This window comes from Aeromonas sp. S12(2024) (genome assembly GCF_041402305.1).
Taxonomy (GTDB): Bacteria; Pseudomonadota; Gammaproteobacteria; order Enterobacterales; family Aeromonadaceae; genus Aeromonas; species Aeromonas veronii.
The window spans coordinates 48,224-67,670 of the sequence record NZ_JBGLRB010000010.1 but is presented as its reverse complement, the minus strand read 5'-3'; the positions used below and the strand labels follow the sequence as shown (position 1 = coordinate 67,670).

The following is a 19,447-nucleotide window of genomic DNA, read 5'->3' as shown; positions in this document are numbered from 1 at the left end:
CTCGGCACACAACAAGGACAACACAGATGCATATGTTGGGAGTGGATATTGGAGGCTCGGGGATCAAGGGCTGTCTGGTCGATACCAAAACCGGCGAGTTGATTGGCGAGCGCCATCGTATTGCCACACCGCAACCGGCCACCCCGGCCGCCATCGCCCATACCCTCAAGGCGCTGGTCGAACACTTCGACTGGAAAGGGCCGGTGGGCTGTGGCTTTCCCGCCACCATCCACAACGGGGTTGCCAAGAGTGCCGCCAACATCGACAAGAGCTGGATTGAGACCGATGCCGAGCATCTGTTTGCCGATGTCACCGGCAAGCCCTGCTATGTGCTGAACGATGCCGATGCCGCCGGTCTGGCCGAGATGCGCTTTGGCGCCGGCAAGGATCGCAAGGGGGTCATCATCCTCATCACGGTCGGCACCGGTATCGGCACCGCCATCTTCGTCAATGGCCATCTGCTGCCCAACACCGAGCTGGGCCATCTGATGCTGGAAGGAATGGTCGCCGAGCACTACTGCTCCGATGCGGCGCGCAAACGGGAGGATCTATCCTGGAACCGCTGGGGCAAGCGCTTCAACAAGTATCTGGCGCGCCTCGAGTTTCTCTTCTCCCCCGACCTCTTCATTCTGGGGGGCGGCAGCGCAGCCAAGCTGGATAAGTTTGTCGATCGCATCGAGACCCGGGCGCCGCTTATTCCGGCGGCCAGCCTCAATCAGGCGGGCATTATCGGGGCTGCACTCTACGCGGCCGAGCAGCAGGGCTAACCGACGCTCACTGCAAGTCAGCAGATACCAATTGAAAGGGCCCAGCACTGCTGCCGGGCCCTTTGTGTTTGGCCGTCATCTTGCGAGTTTGGCGCTTATCACCCGTTACATGTCGTCGAGTCGATGCACCCCGTGCACCAGTCGGGTCAAGCGGGTCTGCTCCAGCCCGGCCAAATTCTCGAGCAAAGCGGTGGTGGCCGGTGTCGGGCACTCCCGGGCCAGATGACTCAGTTCGCCCACCAGCTGCTCTTCCCAACGGCATACCTGAGTAACGATATCCTGGGTCTGGACTGATGCCGGCAGCTCGAAGCGGGTAATGGCAGGCAGCATATCCTCGCTGAAACTCTGGTTCAGCCAGGTCTCCCTGACCGCCTCTCCCAGCTGAGCGGCATATTCGTGCAGATGGGCACTGGCCGCATCCTCACGCCCTTGCAGATAGACCAGCAACATCCGGCTGCGTTCGCTGTCCACCTGACTGGTCAAACGCCCGTAACAGAGTCCGAGCTGGTGGTGAACCTGCTCAAGATAGTGCAGCAACTCTTTGATCTGTTGGAATCTCATCGCACTGCCCTCCATGCTTGTCGACATCATCAGTATAAAAAACCGGCGCCACCGACCCAATCCCTATCCGTGCCCCCCTTGCGCTGCATCAAGGTTGACGCCGACAAAATGGCGATCAGGTGATCCGGTCACGAATAGGGAACGATTTGTGCAGCAATTTGTGTAACGATGGAGGAGCATCAGGCTCGATAGCCGATGTGAACAGAAACGGGCTGGCACACTAATAAAACCAGCATTTACCCGGCATAAACCATCTTTAATTCGGTAATGTGCCGCAGGGACGAAACAGGATCTGGAAGAGCAACAATACCATCCTGATCGTTATCCGCCTGACAGAAATCCTTATCACTTTTTTAGACGTCTAGACGTAAAAACATGCGTTGACATGGCCATCCAGACATCTTAGCATCATCCTCCATGATGACAGAGTAACCCAGTGGAACCTCTGCCCAATTTCCCCGCCTGTAGCGCCCTGTGCTTTAAGGCTGTTAGCACGGAAGAATCCATGATTAAGTTGATCGGTCTCAACAAAGTCTACGGTACAGGCAGTGACGCCGTGCACGCCCTGCGTGATGTGAGTCTGCATGTACCCCAAGGCAAAATTTTCGGGGTGATCGGTGCCTCCGGTGCCGGCAAGAGTACCCTCATTCGTTGTGTCAACCTGCTGGAGCGCCCGACAGAGGGCCAAGTCATCGTTGATGGCCAGGATCTGGTCGCCCTGAGCGAACGGGATCTGACCCAGGCTCGCCGCCAGATCGGGATGATTTTCCAGCACTTCAACCTGCTTGCCTCCCGCACCGTGTTTGCCAACATCGCCTTTCCGCTGGAGTTGGCAGGCTGGAGCAAAGAGAAGATCCAGCAACGGGTTGCCGAGCTGCTGGCGCTGGTCGGGCTGGAAGCCCGTGCCCAGGCCTATCCGTCCGAGCTTTCCGGCGGTCAGAAACAGCGCGTCGCGATTGCCCGCGCACTGGCACCGGCCCCCAAGGTACTGCTTTGTGACGAGGCCACCTCTGCTCTCGACCCGCAGACCACCCGCTCGATCCTGGCCCTGCTCAAGGAGATCAACGTCAAGCTGGGGCTCACCATCCTGCTCATCACCCACGAGATGGATGTGGTGAAAGGGATCTGTGACGAAGTGGCCATCATCAGCGACGGCCGTCTGATCGAACAGGGCGAAGTGGCCTGGTTCTTCAGCAACGCCAAGACCCAGCTGGCCCGTGACTTTATCCACTCCACCATCCATCTGGAGGTACCGCAGGAGTATCAGGATCGGATGAGTGCGGAGCGGGTGCCGGGCAGCTACCCACTGGTGAAGCTCGGCTTTACCGGCAGCACGGTCGATACGCCGTTGATTTCCGAGGCGAGCCGCCGCTTCAATATCGATATCAGCATTCTGAGCGCAGACATCGAATACGCCGGTGGCGTCAAATTCGGTTTCCTGCTGGCCGAGCTGTTCGGGGATGAAGCCCAGTGTGAGGCGACCCAGCAGTTCCTTATCGACAACCACATTCAGCTGGAGGTAATGGGTTATGTCCGAAGCCATGATTAATCTGCTCATCACGGCCCTGGGCGACACCCTTATCATGGTGTTTGCCTCCGCTCTGTTCGGCTGCCTGCTGGGTCTGCCGCTCGGCGTGGCACTGCACGTGACCAAGGCGGGCCAGATCCTGGCCAACCCCTTGCTCAACCGTACTCTGGGTATGGTGGTCAACGTGGGTCGCTCGGTGCCCTTTATTATCCTGCTGGTCGCCATCATTCCGCTAACCCGGCTGATTGTCGGCACCAGTATCGGCACCATCGCCGCCATCGTGCCGCTGACTGTCGGCTGCATCCCTTTCATCGCCCGTCTGGTGGAAGGGGCCCTGATGGAAGTGCCGGACGGCCTGCTGGAAGCGGCCAAGGCGATGGGCGCCAAGCCGCTGCAAATCATCACCAAGGTGCTGCTGCCCGAGGCTCTGCCCGGCATCCTCAACAGCGTCACCATTACCCTCGTCACTCTGGTGAACTACTCGGCCATGGCCGGGGCCATCGGTGGCGGTGGTCTGGGGGATGTGGGTATTCGTTATGGTTATCAGCGCTTTGACCCGACCGTCATGCTGGTGACCGTGGTTATCCTGGTAGTACTGGTTCAACTTATCCAGAGCGCGGGTGAGCGCCTGGTCAACAAATGTGATCATCGTTAATCGTCGATTTCTGACAGGAGGTTTTATGAAATTTGGCATCAAATCCGTTGCGGCTGCCCTGCTGGCTGGTCTGGTTCTGGCCGGTTGCGGTCAAAAAGAAGAGAGCAAGGTTCTGAAAGTGGGCGCTATTGCCGGCCCGGAGACCGAACTGGTTGAAGTGGCTGCCAAGGTAGCCAAAGAGAAATACGGTCTGACAGTCGAGGTGGTCAACTTCTCCGACTACGTCACCCCGAACGTGGCGCTGAACGATGGCAGCATCGACGTCAACGCTTTCCAGCACAAACCCTATCTGGATGCACAGGTACGTGATCGCGGCTTCAAGCTGGTGCCGGTTGGCAACACCTTCGTCTACCCGATTGCCGGTTACTCCAAGAAGATCAAGACGCTGAGCGAGCTGAAAGATGGCGCCCAGATCGCGGTGCCGAACGATCCGACCAACCTGGGCCGCTCGCTGATCCTGCTGGCCAAACAGGGTCTGATCACCCTGAAAGATGGTGCCGGTCTGGAAGCGACCGTGCTGGATATCGCCAGCAACCCGCGCAACTTCAAGATTGTGGAACTGGAAGCAGCCCAACTGCCGCGCTCGCTGGAAGACGTAGACTTGGCCATCATCAACAACACCTTCGCCGGCCAGATTGGTCTGACCCCGACCGAGAACGGCCTGTTTGTTGAAGACAAAGAGTCCCCGTACGTCAACCTGATCGTCGCCCGCGACAACAACAAGGATGACGAGAAGGTCAAACAGTTCGTACAAGCTTTCCAGACCGATGATGTTTACAAGAAAGGTCTCGAGCTGTTCAAAGGCGGCCTGGTAAAAGGTTGGTAATTGCTCACTCGGCAAAAAAGGCCACGCAATGCGTGGCCTTTTTTATTGGCGCCGCTATCATATCCGCGAGCACGGCAACACGAACATACTCATAACATGAAAAAATGGTATCTGGCCTACTGCAAGCCAAAAGAAGAGGCCCGCGCCCGCGCCCACCTCGATGCCCAGGGTATCGAATCCTATTACCCCATGGTGGAGATCGAAAAGCTGCGCCGGGGCAAGCGAGTTCCGGTACGGGAACCCATGTTCCCCAACTATCTGTTTATCTTCGTTGATTTGGAAGAGGTGACACCGGTCACCCTGAAATCGACCCGCGGCATCAGCCGGATCATCCACTTTGGCAGTGAATGGACCCCCATCAGCAGCAAGCTGGTATATCAGCTGATGAGTCGCGATGACAGCGACGAGGCGAGAGCCAGCTACGCCAGCCTGCCCTGCTCGGGCGACAAGGTGCTGATTGAAGAGGGACCGCTTGCCGGCTTCGAAGCCATCTATATGGAGCCGGATGGAGAGAAACGGGCAATTTTGCTGGTCAGCCTGCTCAACCGGGAGACCACCAGCAGCTTCGACAACCACACCTTCAGACGTCTGGACTAAACCCACGGGCCAGACGGCACGGTGAATGACAATAGCAATGGCGGGATGATCCCGCCATCTCACGCATCAAGATCAAAGCGGGCGATGACCGCCTTCAGCTTGCCGGTATCACCAGCCAGTCTGGCTACGATCTCCTCCCCCTGCTGACTACGCTGACAGGATTGCCGACTGAGCGCAGCAATGTCATCGACCGTCCCGGATACCTCGGCGGCCACCCGCGACTGCTGCTCGGTTGCCACCGAAATGGCCTCCAGCTGGCCCGACAGCGACTGTACCAGCTGGTTCATGGCACTCAGGGTATCTGTCACCAATCCAACAGCATTCCGCCCTTGCTCCACCAACCGGGTTCCGCTGCTGACGGTGCTCACCGTCTGGCGAGTCTGCTGGGAGATGGCCGCAATAGTCTGGCTGATCTCGGCAGTTGATTGATGGGTGCGGTTCGCCAGCTGGCGCACCTCGTCGGCCACCACCGCAAAACCGCGCCCCTGCTCGCCTGCCCGCGCCGCTTCTATCGCCGCATTGAGTGCCAGCAGATTGGTCTGCTCCGCAATGGTGGCGATTACCTCGGTGATCTGCCCCACTTGTTCACTCTGATGCTCCAGCAGCCCCATGGCTTCGTTGGCCTGTCCAATCATGGCGGCAATCTGCTGCATGGTATCGCTCATTCGTGCCAGCGCGGCCTCTCCCTGACGGGTCTGCTGCCGCACCTGATGGGCACCATCCGCCACACCGGCAATGTTACCAGCCACATCACGGGCGCTAACCGACATCTGATCGATAGCCGCCGCCACCGCATCGACCCGCTGATCCTGCTCCGTCAGATCCGCCACTATGGCTCTGGTGGTGCTGCCCACATCGAGACAGGCCACCTCGACCTGCCCCACAGCCCCCTGCAACTCCCCGACCAGATGATGTAACTGGGCAGACATCCGGTTGATGGAACCAGTCAATTCTCCCAACTCATCCTGCCCTGTGATTGGCAAGGGCTCGGCCGCCAGCCGACCATCTGCAACCTGCCCCGCCCGGTTCACCAGACAGGCAATGTCACGGGTCAGACGGCGACTAAAGAACCAGGCGACTACCATGCCAAGCACGATGGCGCTGCCGGTAGCCAACAGCAGAGTCTGGTTGATGGCCCTCCCGGCTCCGGTCATCTGCGCCGAAATCTGATCCACCTCGGCACGGGTTTTCCCCACCTGCTGGACCAGCTGCTCGCTGAGGCTGGACTGCATCGGCTCGATGTCGGTGGCCATCAGGTAGTTTGCCTGATCCCAATCCGGTGCCTGGCGCTTCTCGATCACCTGTCCCACCAGCTCGGAGAAGGGGGTCGCCATCTCTTCAAACAGCTGCCAGAGGCTCTGCTGGGTGTCGGTAAAGAGCGCGGCTTGCTGTTTAACCTCAGCCACCCGCTGCTGATGAAACTGGTAGTAATCCTGATACTTGCTGCGGTATTCGGGGTCGCCTGAGATGAGAAAATCCCGCAGGGCTGAGAGGGCGTTGGCGAGGCTGTTGTAGGCATCCCCCACCTGTTTGAGCAGCATGCGGCGATCGCCGGAGAGTTGATCCTGCGGAGTGCCAACTTCTTCATTGGCAAAGGATTGCAACTGATCGAGCGCCGCCTCCGCCAGCGGACCCGCCTCCTGCAGCATCAGGGTGTGAGCGGGCAGATTCTCTTCACTCTGGGCTATGGTCCACACCTTCTCCTGATGGCTTTTGAAGGTCTCGAGAGACTTGGCGAGCGCCGGACTGAAGGCCTGATGGGCAATGGCCTGCCAGGCCGACTCCCACTCCTGCTTGAGGCGGGAGGCCTGAGCCGGATCCTTGCCGAGGATAAGATAGCCACGCAAGGCGGAAACGGTGGCAACCAGCGCCTTCTGGCTCGTTTCATCCCGCTGCAGGGCGGGCAGCGCCTGCTCCAGCAGGGTGTGTTGGGCCTGATTGATCTGGGTCAGCCGGTAATAGACCAGCGTGGAGGAGAGCAGGATCAGCAGGTTGATAAAACCGAAGCTGAGCAGCAACTTGCTTGAGATTTTCATGAACATCCTTGTTCAAACGGAGGGATCCAGCCAACAGAATCAGATAGATATCAGTGTAGGCAATCTATCTTGCCAAGTCCGGTGCCAATTAGCCAATTCACTGCGCGGCATCGGGCGGGCAGAGAAAAATCCCTGACAGAGGTCGCAACCGAGTTGGGCCAGCACTCGCCAGGTCGCCTCATCCTCTACCCCTTCCGCCACCGACTTCAGCCCCAGCTTGCGGGCCAACTCGATACTGGACTCGATGATAGCCAAACGTGACGGATCGGCATGGCAGCGATCGACAAAGGAGCGATCCAGTTTGAGTTCGGTGAACGGCAACAGTGCCAGCTGCTGCATCGAGGAGTAGCCGGTACCAAAATCATCGATGGAGAGACCAAAGCCATGCATCCTTAGCCGGGTCAGCACCTCCAGAGACTTGCCCAGATCCTGCACGAATGCGCTCTCAGTCACCTCGAGGGTGATGAGCTCAGGATTGATACTCCAGCGCTTGCACTGATCAATCAATAAGTTGCAAAGATCCCCTTCAATGAGTGAGGTGGTGGAGAGGTTCATCGACAGATTGAGTGACAACCCGGTTTCCTCCCATAAATGGCCATCACTCAGAGATTTGCTGATGATCACCTCGGTCAACGGATCGATAAGTCCGTTGCTCTCCGCCAGTGAAATAAAACGCCCGGGCGGGATCAGGCCAAACTCGGGGTGTTGCCAGCGGGCCAACGCCTCCATCCCGACCCACTCGCCGGATGCAAAACTCACCTTGGGCTGATACCAGGGCAGCAGTTGATCTTGCTCGATCGCCCGACGCAACTCATCGACTCCTATTCTGTGCCCCTCTTCTTCTCTGACTGGTTCCTGCCGGGGTGACCAAGCCTGGATAAGCCGCTGGAGCTGCTGCGGCGTTGAGGGTTTCTCTATGCGACCGAGCACCTGCAAGCCATAAGCGGTACTCATACGCAATACGGCTTCCACCACATCCCCCTCAAGCGCGCTGGAGAGGATAATGCCGCCCTGAAAACCACCCAGCGACAGGCGGCGCAACAGCGCCATGCCATCCATTCCGGGCATTCGCAGATCGCAAAACAGGATATCGACGTTGTATTGCTGGCTAAGCGCCAACGCCTCGATACCATCAACCGCTTCCAGCAGATTCTGGTAACCCAGGCTGCGGATCTGGTGCAGCAGCGCCTTGCGCTGAAATCCATGGTCTTCCACGACCATGATGACCAACTCATGTTGTGCTTTTTTCATCGAGCCATAATCCAATGTCGTGGGCAATCGCCGTCATCAACCTCTGCACTGTGCTGACCAGATCGTCGAGCTCGTCGAGCCGCTTCAATCGCGCTGCCGATTCCAGCATGGCGGCCTGACTGGCAAGCTCCTCCAACCCGACCATTCGGGCAGCCCCCTTGATCCGGTGGGCGGTCTCGACCAAGGCGCTGGCATCATGACAAATCAGCGCTGCCATCATGGCCTCGCCATCCTGCCGGTTGGAATCGAGATACTCCACCGCCATGGCTCGCGCGGTCAGCTCGTCACCAAAGAGCGCCAACCAGCGCTCAGCCTGCATGCCTGTAGCCCCAACAACGGGCGCAACCGCGCTTCTGGTTGGCGTCCTCTCTGCCAGCCAATGGGCCAGCATCTGGCGCAAGATATCCAGCGGGTAGGGCTTCAGTAACATGTCACTCATGCCTGCCTCTACCATACGAGCACTCGCCTCTTCCGACGTATCTGCCGTTACCCCTATGATGGGGGCCGTCACTCCCGCAGCCCGCAGCGCCTTGGTCAGAGCATAACCATCCATCACCGGCATATGGCAATCAGTCAGCAGCATCGAGAATTGCTGTCCCTGCCAGGCCCGCAGAGCCTTGTCGCCATCTTCCACAACCTGAGCCTCGATACCAAGAATGGCCAACTGCCGTGCCAGCAAGGCACGATTGACCGGATGATCATCGGCCACCAGTACTTTGCCACCCAGCTTCTCTGCAAGCGCAGGGAGGATTGGTGTGACTCGCTCCTGCAGCAATTCGTGGCAGCTCTCCAGCAGAAGATCCGGATAGAGAGGAGATAGACCCAGGCGCCACCATTTCTGTTCACCAATCCGACCCCGTAACGCCTCATCGGGTGACGCTATGATCCCCTTCAGCGCAGAGTGTTGCAGCCAGCTTTGCCATTCCCCCCCCAGCGCTTGCTCAAGCCACCGTTGATCGGCCAACAGCAACCCTTCCAGTGAGCGACTGAGCTCATTGGCCCCCAAGTACCTGAGCTTGGCCCCCTGCCGTACCATGGCCGCTTCGAGGTTGGTGTCATCGCTGAAAAACCACCATTCTGTATCAGCCAGAGCAGGGGGATCCCACTGCGGATTGGTAAGCGGTACGGTAAAGCGGAAGCAGGAGCCCTCTCCTGCCTTGCTGGTCAGTGTCAGTGCCCCCCCCATTTTGCATACCAACTGCTCACAGATTGCCAACCCCAGTCCGGTGCCACCAAAACGACGGTTGATATCTGACTCCACCTGCTCAAAAGGCGTGAACAGCAGCGCCTGCTTCTCTTCGGCGATCCCGATGCCGGTGTCACTGACACTGATGGTCAATTGCTCGCTCAGGTAGCTGACCCGGATAGTAATCCCCCCTTGTTCGGTAAACTTCACCGCATTGTTGAGCAGGTTGGAGATGACCTGACCAATACGCACCCCATCGATGTCGGCCCAATCCGGCACATGATGCTCCCACTCCAGCACCACGTTGAGCCCCTTGTTATGAGCCAGTGCCGCATGGCCACGAATGGCATCGCAGATCACCGTTTGCAAACGGCTGCTCTGGTAATTCAACTGCAACTGACCCGCTTCTATCTTGGAGAAATCGAGGATGTCATTGACCAGATAGAGCAGGTTGTTGGTCGAGGTGACCACATTGCGCACCATAAAACGCTGGTCGTCGTTGAGCTCGCTCATTTGCAGCAATTCGAGCATGCCATGCATGCCTGAAATGGGTGTTCGTAGTTCATGGCTCATGGTTGCCAAAAAGCGGCTGCGAGCCTGCATCGCCTGCTCGGCATAGGCGCGAGCTTCGCGCAGCTCATATTCCTGTTGCTTGAGGGCAGTGATGTCCTGAATCACCCCGTTAAGGATCAGTGCCTGCTGCTCCTGTCTGACAAAGTTGCCACGCACTTGCAGATAGCGATCTCCATCAGGTCGCTCCACCTTGACCTCCAGGTCGAGGGGAGCCAGAGTCTCGGCATGATTGGCCACCTTGCTGACAAAATCCTGAAGCGCCTCTTCGGTAAAGCCGAACACCTCACCACCCGATTCGGCATTGAACAGATCCTGCCGGGAAGCCCCGAGGATCTCGCTGGCACCCTGAGAGGCATACAAAAACCGCCCCTTGCCGGGTCCTTGCCAAAAATACTGATAGACCACCCCAGGCATGCTGTCGGTAATCTGGGTAAGGCGATTTTCAGCCTGACGGGCGCGCTCCTCCGCCTCCTTGATCCGGCTGACATCGGTCAGTACTGTCAACACCCCCAGCATATTGCCATCGGGATCGCGATAAGGGCGTTTGGCATAGATAACATGGCAGGGCGTACCATCAGCTCGCAGGTTACTCCCTGCCCCCTCCAGATCCTGTCCGGTCTGCCACACCCGGCGCTCTTCTTCCAACACACTGTTTCTGAGTGTCTCGGGCATGTTTTGCAGCTCCTCACTGCTACTGCCAGCACCAAGGAAAGCATCGCGATAGGCCTGATTGCACAAGGTGATCCGCTGCTCGCTATCACGTAGCGCCACCATGGTTGGCAGTGAGTTGAGCAAGGTCTGCACAAACAGCAACTGTTCGTTCAGCTTGTCCTCTGCGATTTTCCGCTGCGCAATCTGGCGACGCAAACTGCGAGCCCAGAACATCACCAGCAAACCGCTGACGAGCAAGGCGCCCCCCCCTATGGCCAACCATTTGTAAATCAGGGTGTAATCAGACTCGATATTGACCGACACATTGAGCCAGCGTCGTTCCAGCAGTTGCCATTCCTCATCCGTGATGGTCAGCAGCAACTTGTCCATGATGCGGAGCAACTCGGGCTGAGCATTATCGACGGCCATACTGATAGGTACGGAAAATTCGGGGGAGCTCAGCACTACCTGATACTTATCATTGAAACCCTTCATCGCCTGCTGTCCCAGATTGGTCATGGTCAACAGCACATATTCGGCTCGCCCAGTGTCAAGCAAGGTCAGTAAATCGGCATCTTTGCCTACTTCGATAATATTGGCGCCCAGCGCGTGAATGAGAGAGGCTTCGTAAGAACCCGTCACACCACCAATCAGACGCCCTTTCAGCTCGACCAACGACTTCAGCGGGCGAGCACCGTGTCTGGCTACAACATAGCTGTCGAACTTCAGATAGGAGGAGGTAAAAGAGGCAAAGGACTGACGATCCTTGAGCGGTGTCATCAAGGGAATAAGGTCCACTTTGTGCTCTTTCAGCAGTTTAAGTGACTCCTGCCAGGTATTTGTCGACACCAGCTCAAAGCGGATCCCGGAGCGCAGACTCAACAACTTCATCAGGTCTGCCGTATAGCCATGCAATTCACCTTCGTCATCAATTTCGCTGATGCCGGCAAATCCGGGGGCAACGGCGAACTTGATGACCTTGTTTCTCTGCTTCAGCCAACTAGCCTCATCTGGTTCCAGCAACAGACCTGCGTTGGCGCGTTCATTTTTCTGATGCAACCGTAATCGTGAGTCTGCAACGGGTATCCGTTGATATGCCTGCCAAAGCTTCTCGCTCAGCTCTGGCTGGCGGGAGCTGGTCGCTATCGTCAGCGTGCTGCCAGAAAGCCACCCAGGAGCGACAACCCCCATTGATGCAGGCATTCTCTCCATTTTAAAGGAAACAATTGGTTCCAAATCAAGATATGCATCGACAGCGCCCAGCTTGACCATATAGGTCGCCTCAGTGCGGCTCTCCAGCTCAGTTACATCAGAGATCCCCAAACGAGCCAATTCATTACAACTGCCAAACCCGCGAATACAGACCCAGCGTAACTTGCGCGCCTGCTCCAGGGTCAATCGCTGATCCGGGGTATGCATTAAAATGGAGCGAGCATAAGAACCGATACTGCCAATAGGGTTTATCCCCTTCAATTCAAGAGCATTACGTTCAACCCCGATTAATGCATCGATCTGGCCGCCTTGGAGAGCAATCTGGGCATCCACGTAGGAGTTGTAGGGGATATAACGCAATGACACGCCCATTTCGGCTGCAATGCGCGAGGCCAGCTCCTTGAGCGGACCGGCATAACGCAGGTTGGGGAGTTGATAGATGAAAGGGAGATAGCCGCCACGGGGAACCCCAACCAGCAGCTCCTTTTGTGCAGAAATCTCGTTACTTGTGCTCTCATCTTGCGGTTGGGGAGCCGCAACAGCCAACATGCCCGAAAACAACAGCAACATGGGAAGAAAAAGCTGACGAAGGAGTGGCATAAGGTCTTGTCCTGATAAGTAAAACAGATAGGGCTGCCACCTCTAATCTTGCAGATCCTGACGACGCAAGGCGAGAAAACAATCACAGCTGTTACAAAGAGGGCAGAGAGGATAATACTGAGTCACCAACATGTGAACCTGGAATCAACCATAAGATGGAAAAATGGCAGGCATGCAGCCTGCCATTTCACTAGCGAGAGGGATCTTATTCTCCCCTTCGCGATCAGGTTATTCGATTCCCGAGGCGGAAGCCGGTTTGATACTCCCGCTCGCGAACGAGGGCAATTTGACCCTGATATCCTTCCAGCCCGATATCCCTGAGCAGGGCGGGTGACAGATTGACCTGCACGAGACGACGCTCGACCCGGGCAATCCTTCTCTGGACCAAGGATTCAACACTGCGCAGTAAAACCAGTTCGATAGACATGACATTCTCCAGTTGAACATGCGGTTCTCCCGGAGAAAGTGGATATCACCCTGCGGGACGAACCGCGGGTGATAAAAAGACAGGGGTTACCTGTTTACGCCACGCGGTAAAAGAGCACGAGATTTCACGCCGCACGCAGTGCCGCGAGAGAATGCAATATTGAGCATCAGATGTTGCATTTTCGTCTCCTTACCGAGTAAAAGTTGAACAGACTGCAGAAGTCTAAAAAATATCCGAATTTAAAACAAGCCTCTTGCGACTCCTTTTTAAACGTTTTTACGGCATTTTATGCTGCCCGAAGGGGAGCTTGGGGCATCAGATCCCCGAGAGTAGCCGGTACTCCTCCAGCACGTAGGTATCCGTCATGCCGCTGACATAATCGAGCAGCAGCCGCACCCGGTAATACCACTCCTGCTCGTTCTGGCAGGCAAAGCGCGGATCCGGGGTGGCGATCGCCAATCGATAGGCCTTGAGATGGCGGGCCGAGAGACGGTGATAGAGGCGGCGCGCAAAGAACAGCGCCTGACTCCCCTCCCCGGCCAGCAGGCGAGCAAACTGTGGCGCTGGCAGCGCCAATAGACAGGCATAACTGGTCAGCACCCCGCGCAGCGCCGCATACCCCTCCAGCTCGAGCGCTTCCACCTCGGGGCGCATAAAGACCAGCTCGCGGGCCACCCGTTTGAGGATATCTAGCACCCGCGCCGCCGGCGCCTGACCATGCAGCAGTGCTTGCGGATAGGAGCCCTGCAAAATGGCCTGATGTTCGCTGACATAGCTCTGCGCCGCCAGCGTAACCAGATCCCGGGTCAGCTGCTGGCGAAAATGGGGGAAAAAGCCCCGACCAGAAGCCAGCGCCTCATCCAGCAAGGTGCCCATGTAGTCACTCTGGTCAGCGGCCCGCAGTGCCGCCAGCAGTTCACCCTGAGTCAGGATCCGCCGATCTACCGCATCTTCCAGATCGGCGATGCAGTAGGAGATGTCATCGGCCGCCTCCATGATGTAGACCAGCGGATGACGGCAGCCGGGGGCCAATCCCAGACTCTGGCCGAGGGCGCGGTAGAGCGGCTGCTCGCTAAAGAAGATGCCCCGCTTGCTGCTCCAGCCATGATGCTGGCCATAGCTCACGCCGGGCCGGGGCTGCTGCGGGTATTTGCAAAGCGCTGCCAGTTGTCCAAGTGTCAGGTTGAGCTCGTGCAAGCTGTGCACCAGCCGCAGACTCTGGGCGTTGCCATCAAACAGTTGCAGATCCTGACGCAATTCAGCCCACTGGGCCGAGGGGGGCTGCGCCAGCGCCTGCTGATAGAGGGGATCGAGCATCTCGCCGAGCCACTGGCTCATCACCTGCTCGCCAAAGTGGCCAAATGGCGGGTTGCCCACGTCATGAAGCAGGCAGGACATCTCCACCAGATTGATAAAGGCCCCTTCGCAGACCATCCCGACTGGCAAGGCGGCCAGAATACGACGGCTGATCTGGCGACCGGTCTCCTGCACCTCCAGCGAGTGGGTGAGGCGACTGCGCACCGAGGCCTTCACATCGAGCGGAAAGACCTGGGTCTTCTGCTGCAACCGGCGCACCGGCGCGGCCTGCACGATGCGGGCGCGATCCTGCTCGGTCGCCTCCAGCAGATCCTCGTCCCCCCAGGGGTGGATGCGCGCGGGGGTAATCAAACGGCTATACATCTCGCAGCTCCTTGCCAGCCACTTCCATCAGACTCAAGATAACCTCCAGCCTCAAGACAGCAACCAGCGCCGCAGACGGGCGATATCGCCCGGATATTCCCGGCGCAGCGTCTCAATCCAGTCTTCCACGTTTTCCCACCAGGCGGGATGATCCGGGCTCTGGATCAGCTGTGCCGTCTGCTGCAATCGGCGCAGGCCAATGGAGCCTGCCGCCCCTTTTATCTTGTGTGCCTCTTCCACCACCCCAGCTTGATCCTTGGCAATCATGTTGGAGTCGAGCACTGCCATGTAGTCCGGCATCATCTTCTCGAACAGATCGACGCTGGAGAGCAGCACCGGCTTACCCACGGTATCGGCGTAATCGGTGAGGAAGGGGATATCCAGCAGGGCATCCTGATTGCCCGCATCAGCCTGCTCGTCCGCTTCATCCTCGGCCAGATCGGCAAACAGGTGACCAATCACCTCCCGCACCGCTTTGGAGCCAAGCGGCTTGTTGATCACATCCTGCATGCCGTGATCCCGGTAGTACTGGCGATCGCCGGTGGAGTTGGCGGTGAGCGCCACCATGGGTGGCAGGCTGTCGCCATAACGATCCAGCAGGGTTTTAGCCACATCAAAGCCGGTCATGTCCGGCAGCTGGATATCGAGCAAAATGAGGTCGAAATCATCCGGGTTGGCCATCGCCAACGCCTGGGTGCCGTCCCGTGCCACCTGCACCTGATGACCCAGCTTGCCCAGCAGGGCGCAGGCTACTGTCACGTTAAGCTCCACATCCTCCACCAGCAGGATATCAAGGGAAGGCATCTCCTCCTCCTGCTCTGGCAACACTGGCTCGGCGCAAGCTACCTCCAGCTCGGCGGTGAAGCAGGAGCCTTCGCCCGGATCGCTGTCCACATAGAGCTGCCCGCCCATCGCCTGCACCAGCTGACGGGAGACCGCCAACCCAATGCCGGTGCCGGTGGCGTGCTTCTTGCCCTGCACCTGATAGTACATGGCGAAGATCTTCTCCTGCTGGGCGCGCGGGATGCCGATACCGGTATCCTCCACCTCGAAGTGCAGGGCCAGCTTGCCCGGCTCATCGGCGGGATGGGAGAGACAACGCACGGTGACGCCCCCCTCATCGGTAAACTTGACCGCGTTGCCCACCAGATTCCACAGCACCTGACGCAGGCGGGTGCCGTCAGCCATCACGAATTGCGGCATGTCGCCATCCCGATCGAAATGGAGATAGAGCCCCTTCTGCTCCGCCTGAATGCGCGACAGGGTCTCCAGCTCGTCGAGGAAGGCGGGCAGATCGATACGGGTCGGTGCAATTTCGAGGCGACGGCGATCCAGTTTGTCCAAGTCGATGATGTCGTTGAAGATATTGCCAAGGGTCACCGCACTCAGGTGAATGGTCTTGAGCTGCTGATGCTGCTTGGGATCGAGGGGGGTATCCATCAGCATCCGGCTTAAGCCCACGATGCCGTTGAGCGGGGTGCGCAACTCGTGGCTGATGGTGGAGATGAAGGTGGTCTTGTCGCGGCTCGCCTTCTCCAGCTTGTCCTGATACTGCTTGCGCTCGGTGATGTCACGGCCAAAGCCGAGCAGGCCGAGTCGCTTGCCGAAGCGGTCGAAGAAGGGCACCTTGCGCAGCTCGAAGTAAGCCTTGCGGCCATCGGGATACTCCAGCCACTGCTCGTAGGTGAGCGGCTCGTTGCTGGCAAAGACCTGCTTGTCGGTCTCCACCACCTTGTTGGCGATCTCTTGCTTGTAGACATCGAACGGGGTCAGACCGATCAGCTCGGCCTCCACCTTGCCGGTTAGCTCCTCCATGGCGCGGTTGCAGCCGGAGAACTGCTCATCCTCATTGCGGTAGTAGACCAGATCCGGGGAGCAGTCGATAAAGGAGCGCAGCAGCGCGGTGCGCTCCCCCAGATGAAGCTGGGCTTTCTCCCGCTGGAACACCTCGTTCTCGAGATCCTCGATGGCCTGCAGACGCAGACTCTCGGCCCGGTTGGTCTCGGCAATCTGGGCGTTGAGGCGGCTGATGTTCTCCTGCAGCTGGGTATTGAGCTCCAGATCCCGCTCGCGCATATCTTGCAGCTTGCGCACCATCCGGCTCAGTCGCTGACGGGAATCCTCCAGCTGATCCACCACGATGGAGAGAAAATAGACCGCCCAGGGGGTCACCAGCAGGCCAAAGAAGACCGAGCGAACGAAGTCGATCACATCGATATTGCCGCGCAGGAACAGGGTCACCCCCATCTGGATGGCGACCGCCAGCACGATAATGCCCGCCGCCAGGAACATGCTGAAGCGCACCAGTCCCAGCTTGGTCATCAGATCGACATAATATTGCGCCCAGGATTTAATCTGTTTCATCTTATTGTTTTCCCCCGATATTCGCGGTACAGAATACCAGCACAACCGAGTGAACTCTTCTTAATCTCGCACAATTAATTAACGATTCGCCGAATGAAATGAGTGGGTTAGGATAATTGGCAATATTGAGTCAGTTGCCATTAAGGTTTTTTCTTTATACTCACCGGCCGAAAAAATTCACCACCATTTAATTTAGGAGTTATCCGATGCGCAATACCACCTTGCTGGGCCTGGGCCTGCTGGTCGCAAATAGTGCTTATGCTGATTTGGGTGAAATTCCCAAGGAGTCTGGCTGGTCCGGTTTCCTGCTTGGCGGGGTCAGTGTCATCAATTACGAATCGAATTTTTATAGCGGTGATGATGAAAACCGCCGCCTGAGCGGACTGGGCAGTGCCGAGAGCAGCTCCGCCGTTGCCCCGCTGCTCAACGCCGATATCCGCTACACCTTTGCCGATACCCGTACCCAGGTCTTCCTTGGTAACCTGATCCAGGATGCCATCCGTTTCGACTTCACCCAGCAGCTCGGTATCCGTCAGGAGATGAGCGACAAGGGCATCGTAGCTGGCTCCGTGGTCTTTAATGCCATGCCGACCGAGCAGTGGAGCGATCCCTTCGCCGTAGGCGTTGATCGCCAGTCGACCGATATCAAGTCAAAAGGGGTGCGCTTCGCCTGGGACAGCATCTGGGGTAGCAACTTCAATGGCAGCCTGACCACCCGCAACATCGAGGTAGATGAGGAGCGCAGCGGCAGTCAGTACGGCGCCGATACTGCCGCCAAACTGGATCGCAACGGCAAGATCCACGCCCTCGACCTCTCCTACAAATGGCAGCTGGCACCCGGTCAGATGCTGGAGCCAGCCTTTATTTACCGCCAAGCCGATCTGGATGGCAGCGCCCAAAGCTACAAGAGCAACGGCCTGCAGTTGACCTACGGCATGCGCGCTTCCCAGTGGTCTTTCGTCAGCAACGCCTATCTGGGCCAGACCAAATATGATGAGGCCAACCCGATCTTTGGCCAAAGCGCCGACTCCGACGAGTTTGCCCTGACCGGTACCTTCTTCTGGCACCGCCTGTTCGGTATCGCGCCGCTCTCCGCAACCTTTACTGCTGGCTATGCCAAGTCCGATTCCGACATCAACTTCTACGATTCTGAATCCGTAATGTTCAACACCGGCCTGCTCTACAACTTCTAACAACTGTTGTGCGCACGTATACAACAAGGCCACCCGAAGGTGGCCTTGTTGCTATCCAGCGTTTGCCTCAGATACCCAGAGAGTCGAGCAGATCGTCGTGATCGTTGGCGACCGGGGCCGCAGCCTGAACCGGCTTGGCGGCATCCTGCTTGGCCTGGGCGATCAGCGCATCGGGATCCAGCTCTTCATGCTCCATCCCCTCATTGTGGATGCGAATGAACTCGGTTTTGTCCATCGCCAGCTCCAGATAGAAGATGTTGTTGCGGGCGGTGAAGAAGGTGACACGGCGGGACTCCGGGCTGTCGAGATTGGTATCGACGCTCAGCATCACCTGCTTGTTGAGGGCCAGCATCTTCGGCTGGTTCTGGGTGATGTGGGTCTGCAGATCCCGGCCCACCTTGACGGTAAAGCTGCCGACGATCTGGTTCATCAGCTCGCCCATCACGTTGCTCACCTCGTCAGAGGTGTGGGAGATGGCGAGATCCTCCTTGGAGAGTCCCATGCTCAACATGTAGCTCTCGTACAGCTCCATGGCGGCGGCGGCGGAGAAGTTGATCACCACCAGACCGGAAAAACCGCCATCGAACAGCACGAAGCAGCCGATATCCGGCTTGAGGCAGGTCTTGCTGATCCGCTGCACCATGCCGGAAAACCGCACCTGACTCATGGTCGCGGCACTCAAAACGTCCGTCACCGAGTTGCACAGGCTGAGCAGCACATCCTCTGTGGTCAATACGGCATCGTCATCGGATCTTGTCACTATCATGGGACCTTCCTGAACATCGAAAATGGGCTTATCTATACCATAACTCTAACAGATGGCGCGGCCCGGAGACTGAAATAGCGACACGCCTCTCAGTTGACTCCGTTATCAGCAGCCACAGGGGTGAAACCGCTCAGCTTGGCGAGCCGGGCACGCCATATATCGGCCTGCTGTGCCAAAACTTGTGGCTCATAAGGCACGACCGGATGAGCGCCCCAGATGGGGCCTGGCCAGGCACGATCCGTCGCAAAGCGGGCGACATGGTGAAGGTGGAGTTGCGGCACCAGATTACCCAGCGCCCCAATGTTGATCTTGTCCGGGCTGAGGGCCTGTTCCATCAGGGCGGCGACGGCGCAGGACTCCTGCATCAGCTGTTGCTGCTGCTCTGGCGCCAGATGGTGAATTTCCCGCAGGTTGGCTACTCGCGGAACCAGAATGAGCCAGGGATACTGGCTGTCTTTGGCCAGCAAGACACGGCAGAGGGGCAGATCCCCGAGCCACCGGGTATCTGCCTGCAGGCGTGAATGCAATTCAAACATGAAAACCTCGTTGAGTACGATGAACAGAGCGCCTGAAA

At 57.8% G+C, this 19,447-nt stretch carries 15 protein-coding genes; 6 read left to right on the top strand and 9 right to left on the bottom strand.

Annotation, left to right across the window (positions count from 1 at the left end):
* Positions 1-26: 26 nt before the first annotated feature.
* On the top strand, positions 27-767 hold the full coding sequence (gene ppgK / locus ACB035_RS11315) for a polyphosphate--glucose phosphotransferase (protein ID WP_005339062.1): 741 nt from the start codon (positions 27-29) through the stop codon (positions 765-767).
* A 105-nt stretch (positions 768-872) separates the two neighbouring features.
* Here ppgK and ACB035_RS11310 read toward each other — a convergent pair whose 3' ends face one another.
* Positions 873-1,328, bottom strand: coding sequence for a hypothetical protein (locus ACB035_RS11310; protein WP_043822996.1), 456 nt, complete (start codon positions 1,326-1,328; stop codon positions 873-875).
* Between the two features lie 505 nt (positions 1,329-1,833).
* Here ACB035_RS11310 and metN point away from each other — a divergent pair.
* The 4 genes from metN to rfaH all read left to right on the top strand — a co-directional run bounded on the left by metN (position 1,834) and on the right by rfaH (position 4,934).
* Positions 1,834-2,877: a methionine ABC transporter ATP-binding protein MetN gene (gene metN / locus ACB035_RS11305; RefSeq protein WP_371167312.1), complete on the top strand. Its 1,044-nt coding sequence runs from the start codon at positions 1,834-1,836 to the stop codon at positions 2,875-2,877.
* A complete protein-coding gene (locus ACB035_RS11300; RefSeq protein ID WP_005339070.1) occupies positions 2,858-3,511 on the top strand; it encodes a methionine ABC transporter permease in 654 nt (217 codons plus the stop codon). The genes metN and ACB035_RS11300 overlap by 20 nt, the downstream gene beginning before the upstream one ends.
* A gap of 25 nt (positions 3,512-3,536) precedes the next feature.
* A complete protein-coding gene (gene metQ, locus ACB035_RS11295; protein ID WP_236282801.1) occupies positions 3,537-4,337 on the top strand; it encodes a methionine ABC transporter substrate-binding lipoprotein MetQ in 801 nt (266 codons plus the stop codon).
* 96 nt (positions 4,338-4,433) lie between these two features.
* On the top strand, positions 4,434-4,934 hold the full coding sequence (gene rfaH, locus ACB035_RS11290) for a transcription/translation regulatory transformer protein RfaH (protein WP_005339074.1): 501 nt from the start codon (positions 4,434-4,436) through the stop codon (positions 4,932-4,934).
* A gap of 59 nt (positions 4,935-4,993) precedes the next feature.
* Here the strand turns inward: rfaH and ACB035_RS11285 are convergent, their stop codons facing one another.
* From ACB035_RS11285 to arcB, 6 genes are all read right to left on the bottom strand, one after another.
* Positions 4,994-6,970: a methyl-accepting chemotaxis protein gene (locus ACB035_RS11285; protein ID WP_371167311.1), complete on the bottom strand. Its 1,977-nt coding sequence runs from the start codon at positions 6,968-6,970 to the stop codon at positions 4,994-4,996.
* 39 nt (positions 6,971-7,009) lie between these two features.
* Positions 7,010-8,221 carry an EAL domain-containing protein gene (locus ACB035_RS11280; protein WP_371167310.1) on the bottom strand — a complete coding sequence of 404 codons (1,212 nt, stop codon included), beginning with the start codon at positions 8,219-8,221 and terminating at the stop codon, positions 7,010-7,012.
* Positions 8,202-12,443, bottom strand: coding sequence for an ATP-binding protein (locus ACB035_RS11275; RefSeq protein WP_371167309.1), 4,242 nt, complete (start codon positions 12,441-12,443; stop codon positions 8,202-8,204). The genes ACB035_RS11280 and ACB035_RS11275 overlap by 20 nt, the downstream gene beginning before the upstream one ends.
* A 223-nt stretch (positions 12,444-12,666) precedes the next feature.
* On the bottom strand, positions 12,667-12,870 hold the full coding sequence (locus ACB035_RS11270) for a hypothetical protein (RefSeq protein ID WP_005349248.1): 204 nt from the start codon (positions 12,868-12,870) through the stop codon (positions 12,667-12,669).
* 315 nt (positions 12,871-13,185) lie between these two features.
* Positions 13,186-14,550, bottom strand: coding sequence for a dGTPase (dgt, locus tag ACB035_RS11265; RefSeq protein ID WP_371167308.1), 1,365 nt, complete (start codon positions 14,548-14,550; stop codon positions 13,186-13,188).
* A gap of 51 nt (positions 14,551-14,601) precedes the next feature.
* Positions 14,602-16,914, bottom strand: coding sequence for an aerobic respiration two-component sensor histidine kinase ArcB (gene arcB, locus ACB035_RS11260; protein ID WP_371167307.1), 2,313 nt, complete (start codon positions 16,912-16,914; stop codon positions 14,602-14,604).
* Between the two features lie 206 nt (positions 16,915-17,120).
* Here arcB and ACB035_RS11255 point away from each other — a divergent pair, with 206 nt between their 5' ends.
* Positions 17,121-18,107: a DUF2860 family protein gene (locus ACB035_RS11255; protein WP_129504681.1), complete on the top strand. Its 987-nt coding sequence runs from the start codon at positions 17,121-17,123 to the stop codon at positions 18,105-18,107.
* A 67-nt stretch (positions 18,108-18,174) separates the two neighbouring features.
* Here the strand turns inward: ACB035_RS11255 and ACB035_RS11250 are convergent, their stop codons facing one another.
* Both ACB035_RS11250 and ACB035_RS11245 read right to left on the bottom strand, forming a co-directional pair.
* Entirely contained in the window at positions 18,175-18,873 is a 699-nt protein-coding gene (locus ACB035_RS11250; RefSeq protein ID WP_021231953.1) for a DUF3334 family protein, read from the bottom strand.
* An 89-nt stretch (positions 18,874-18,962) separates the two neighbouring features.
* Positions 18,963-19,409, bottom strand: a complete 447-nt coding sequence (locus ACB035_RS11245; protein ID WP_005358267.1) for an HIT domain-containing protein — start codon at positions 19,407-19,409, stop codon at positions 18,963-18,965.
* Positions 19,410-19,447: the final 38 nt, after the last annotated feature.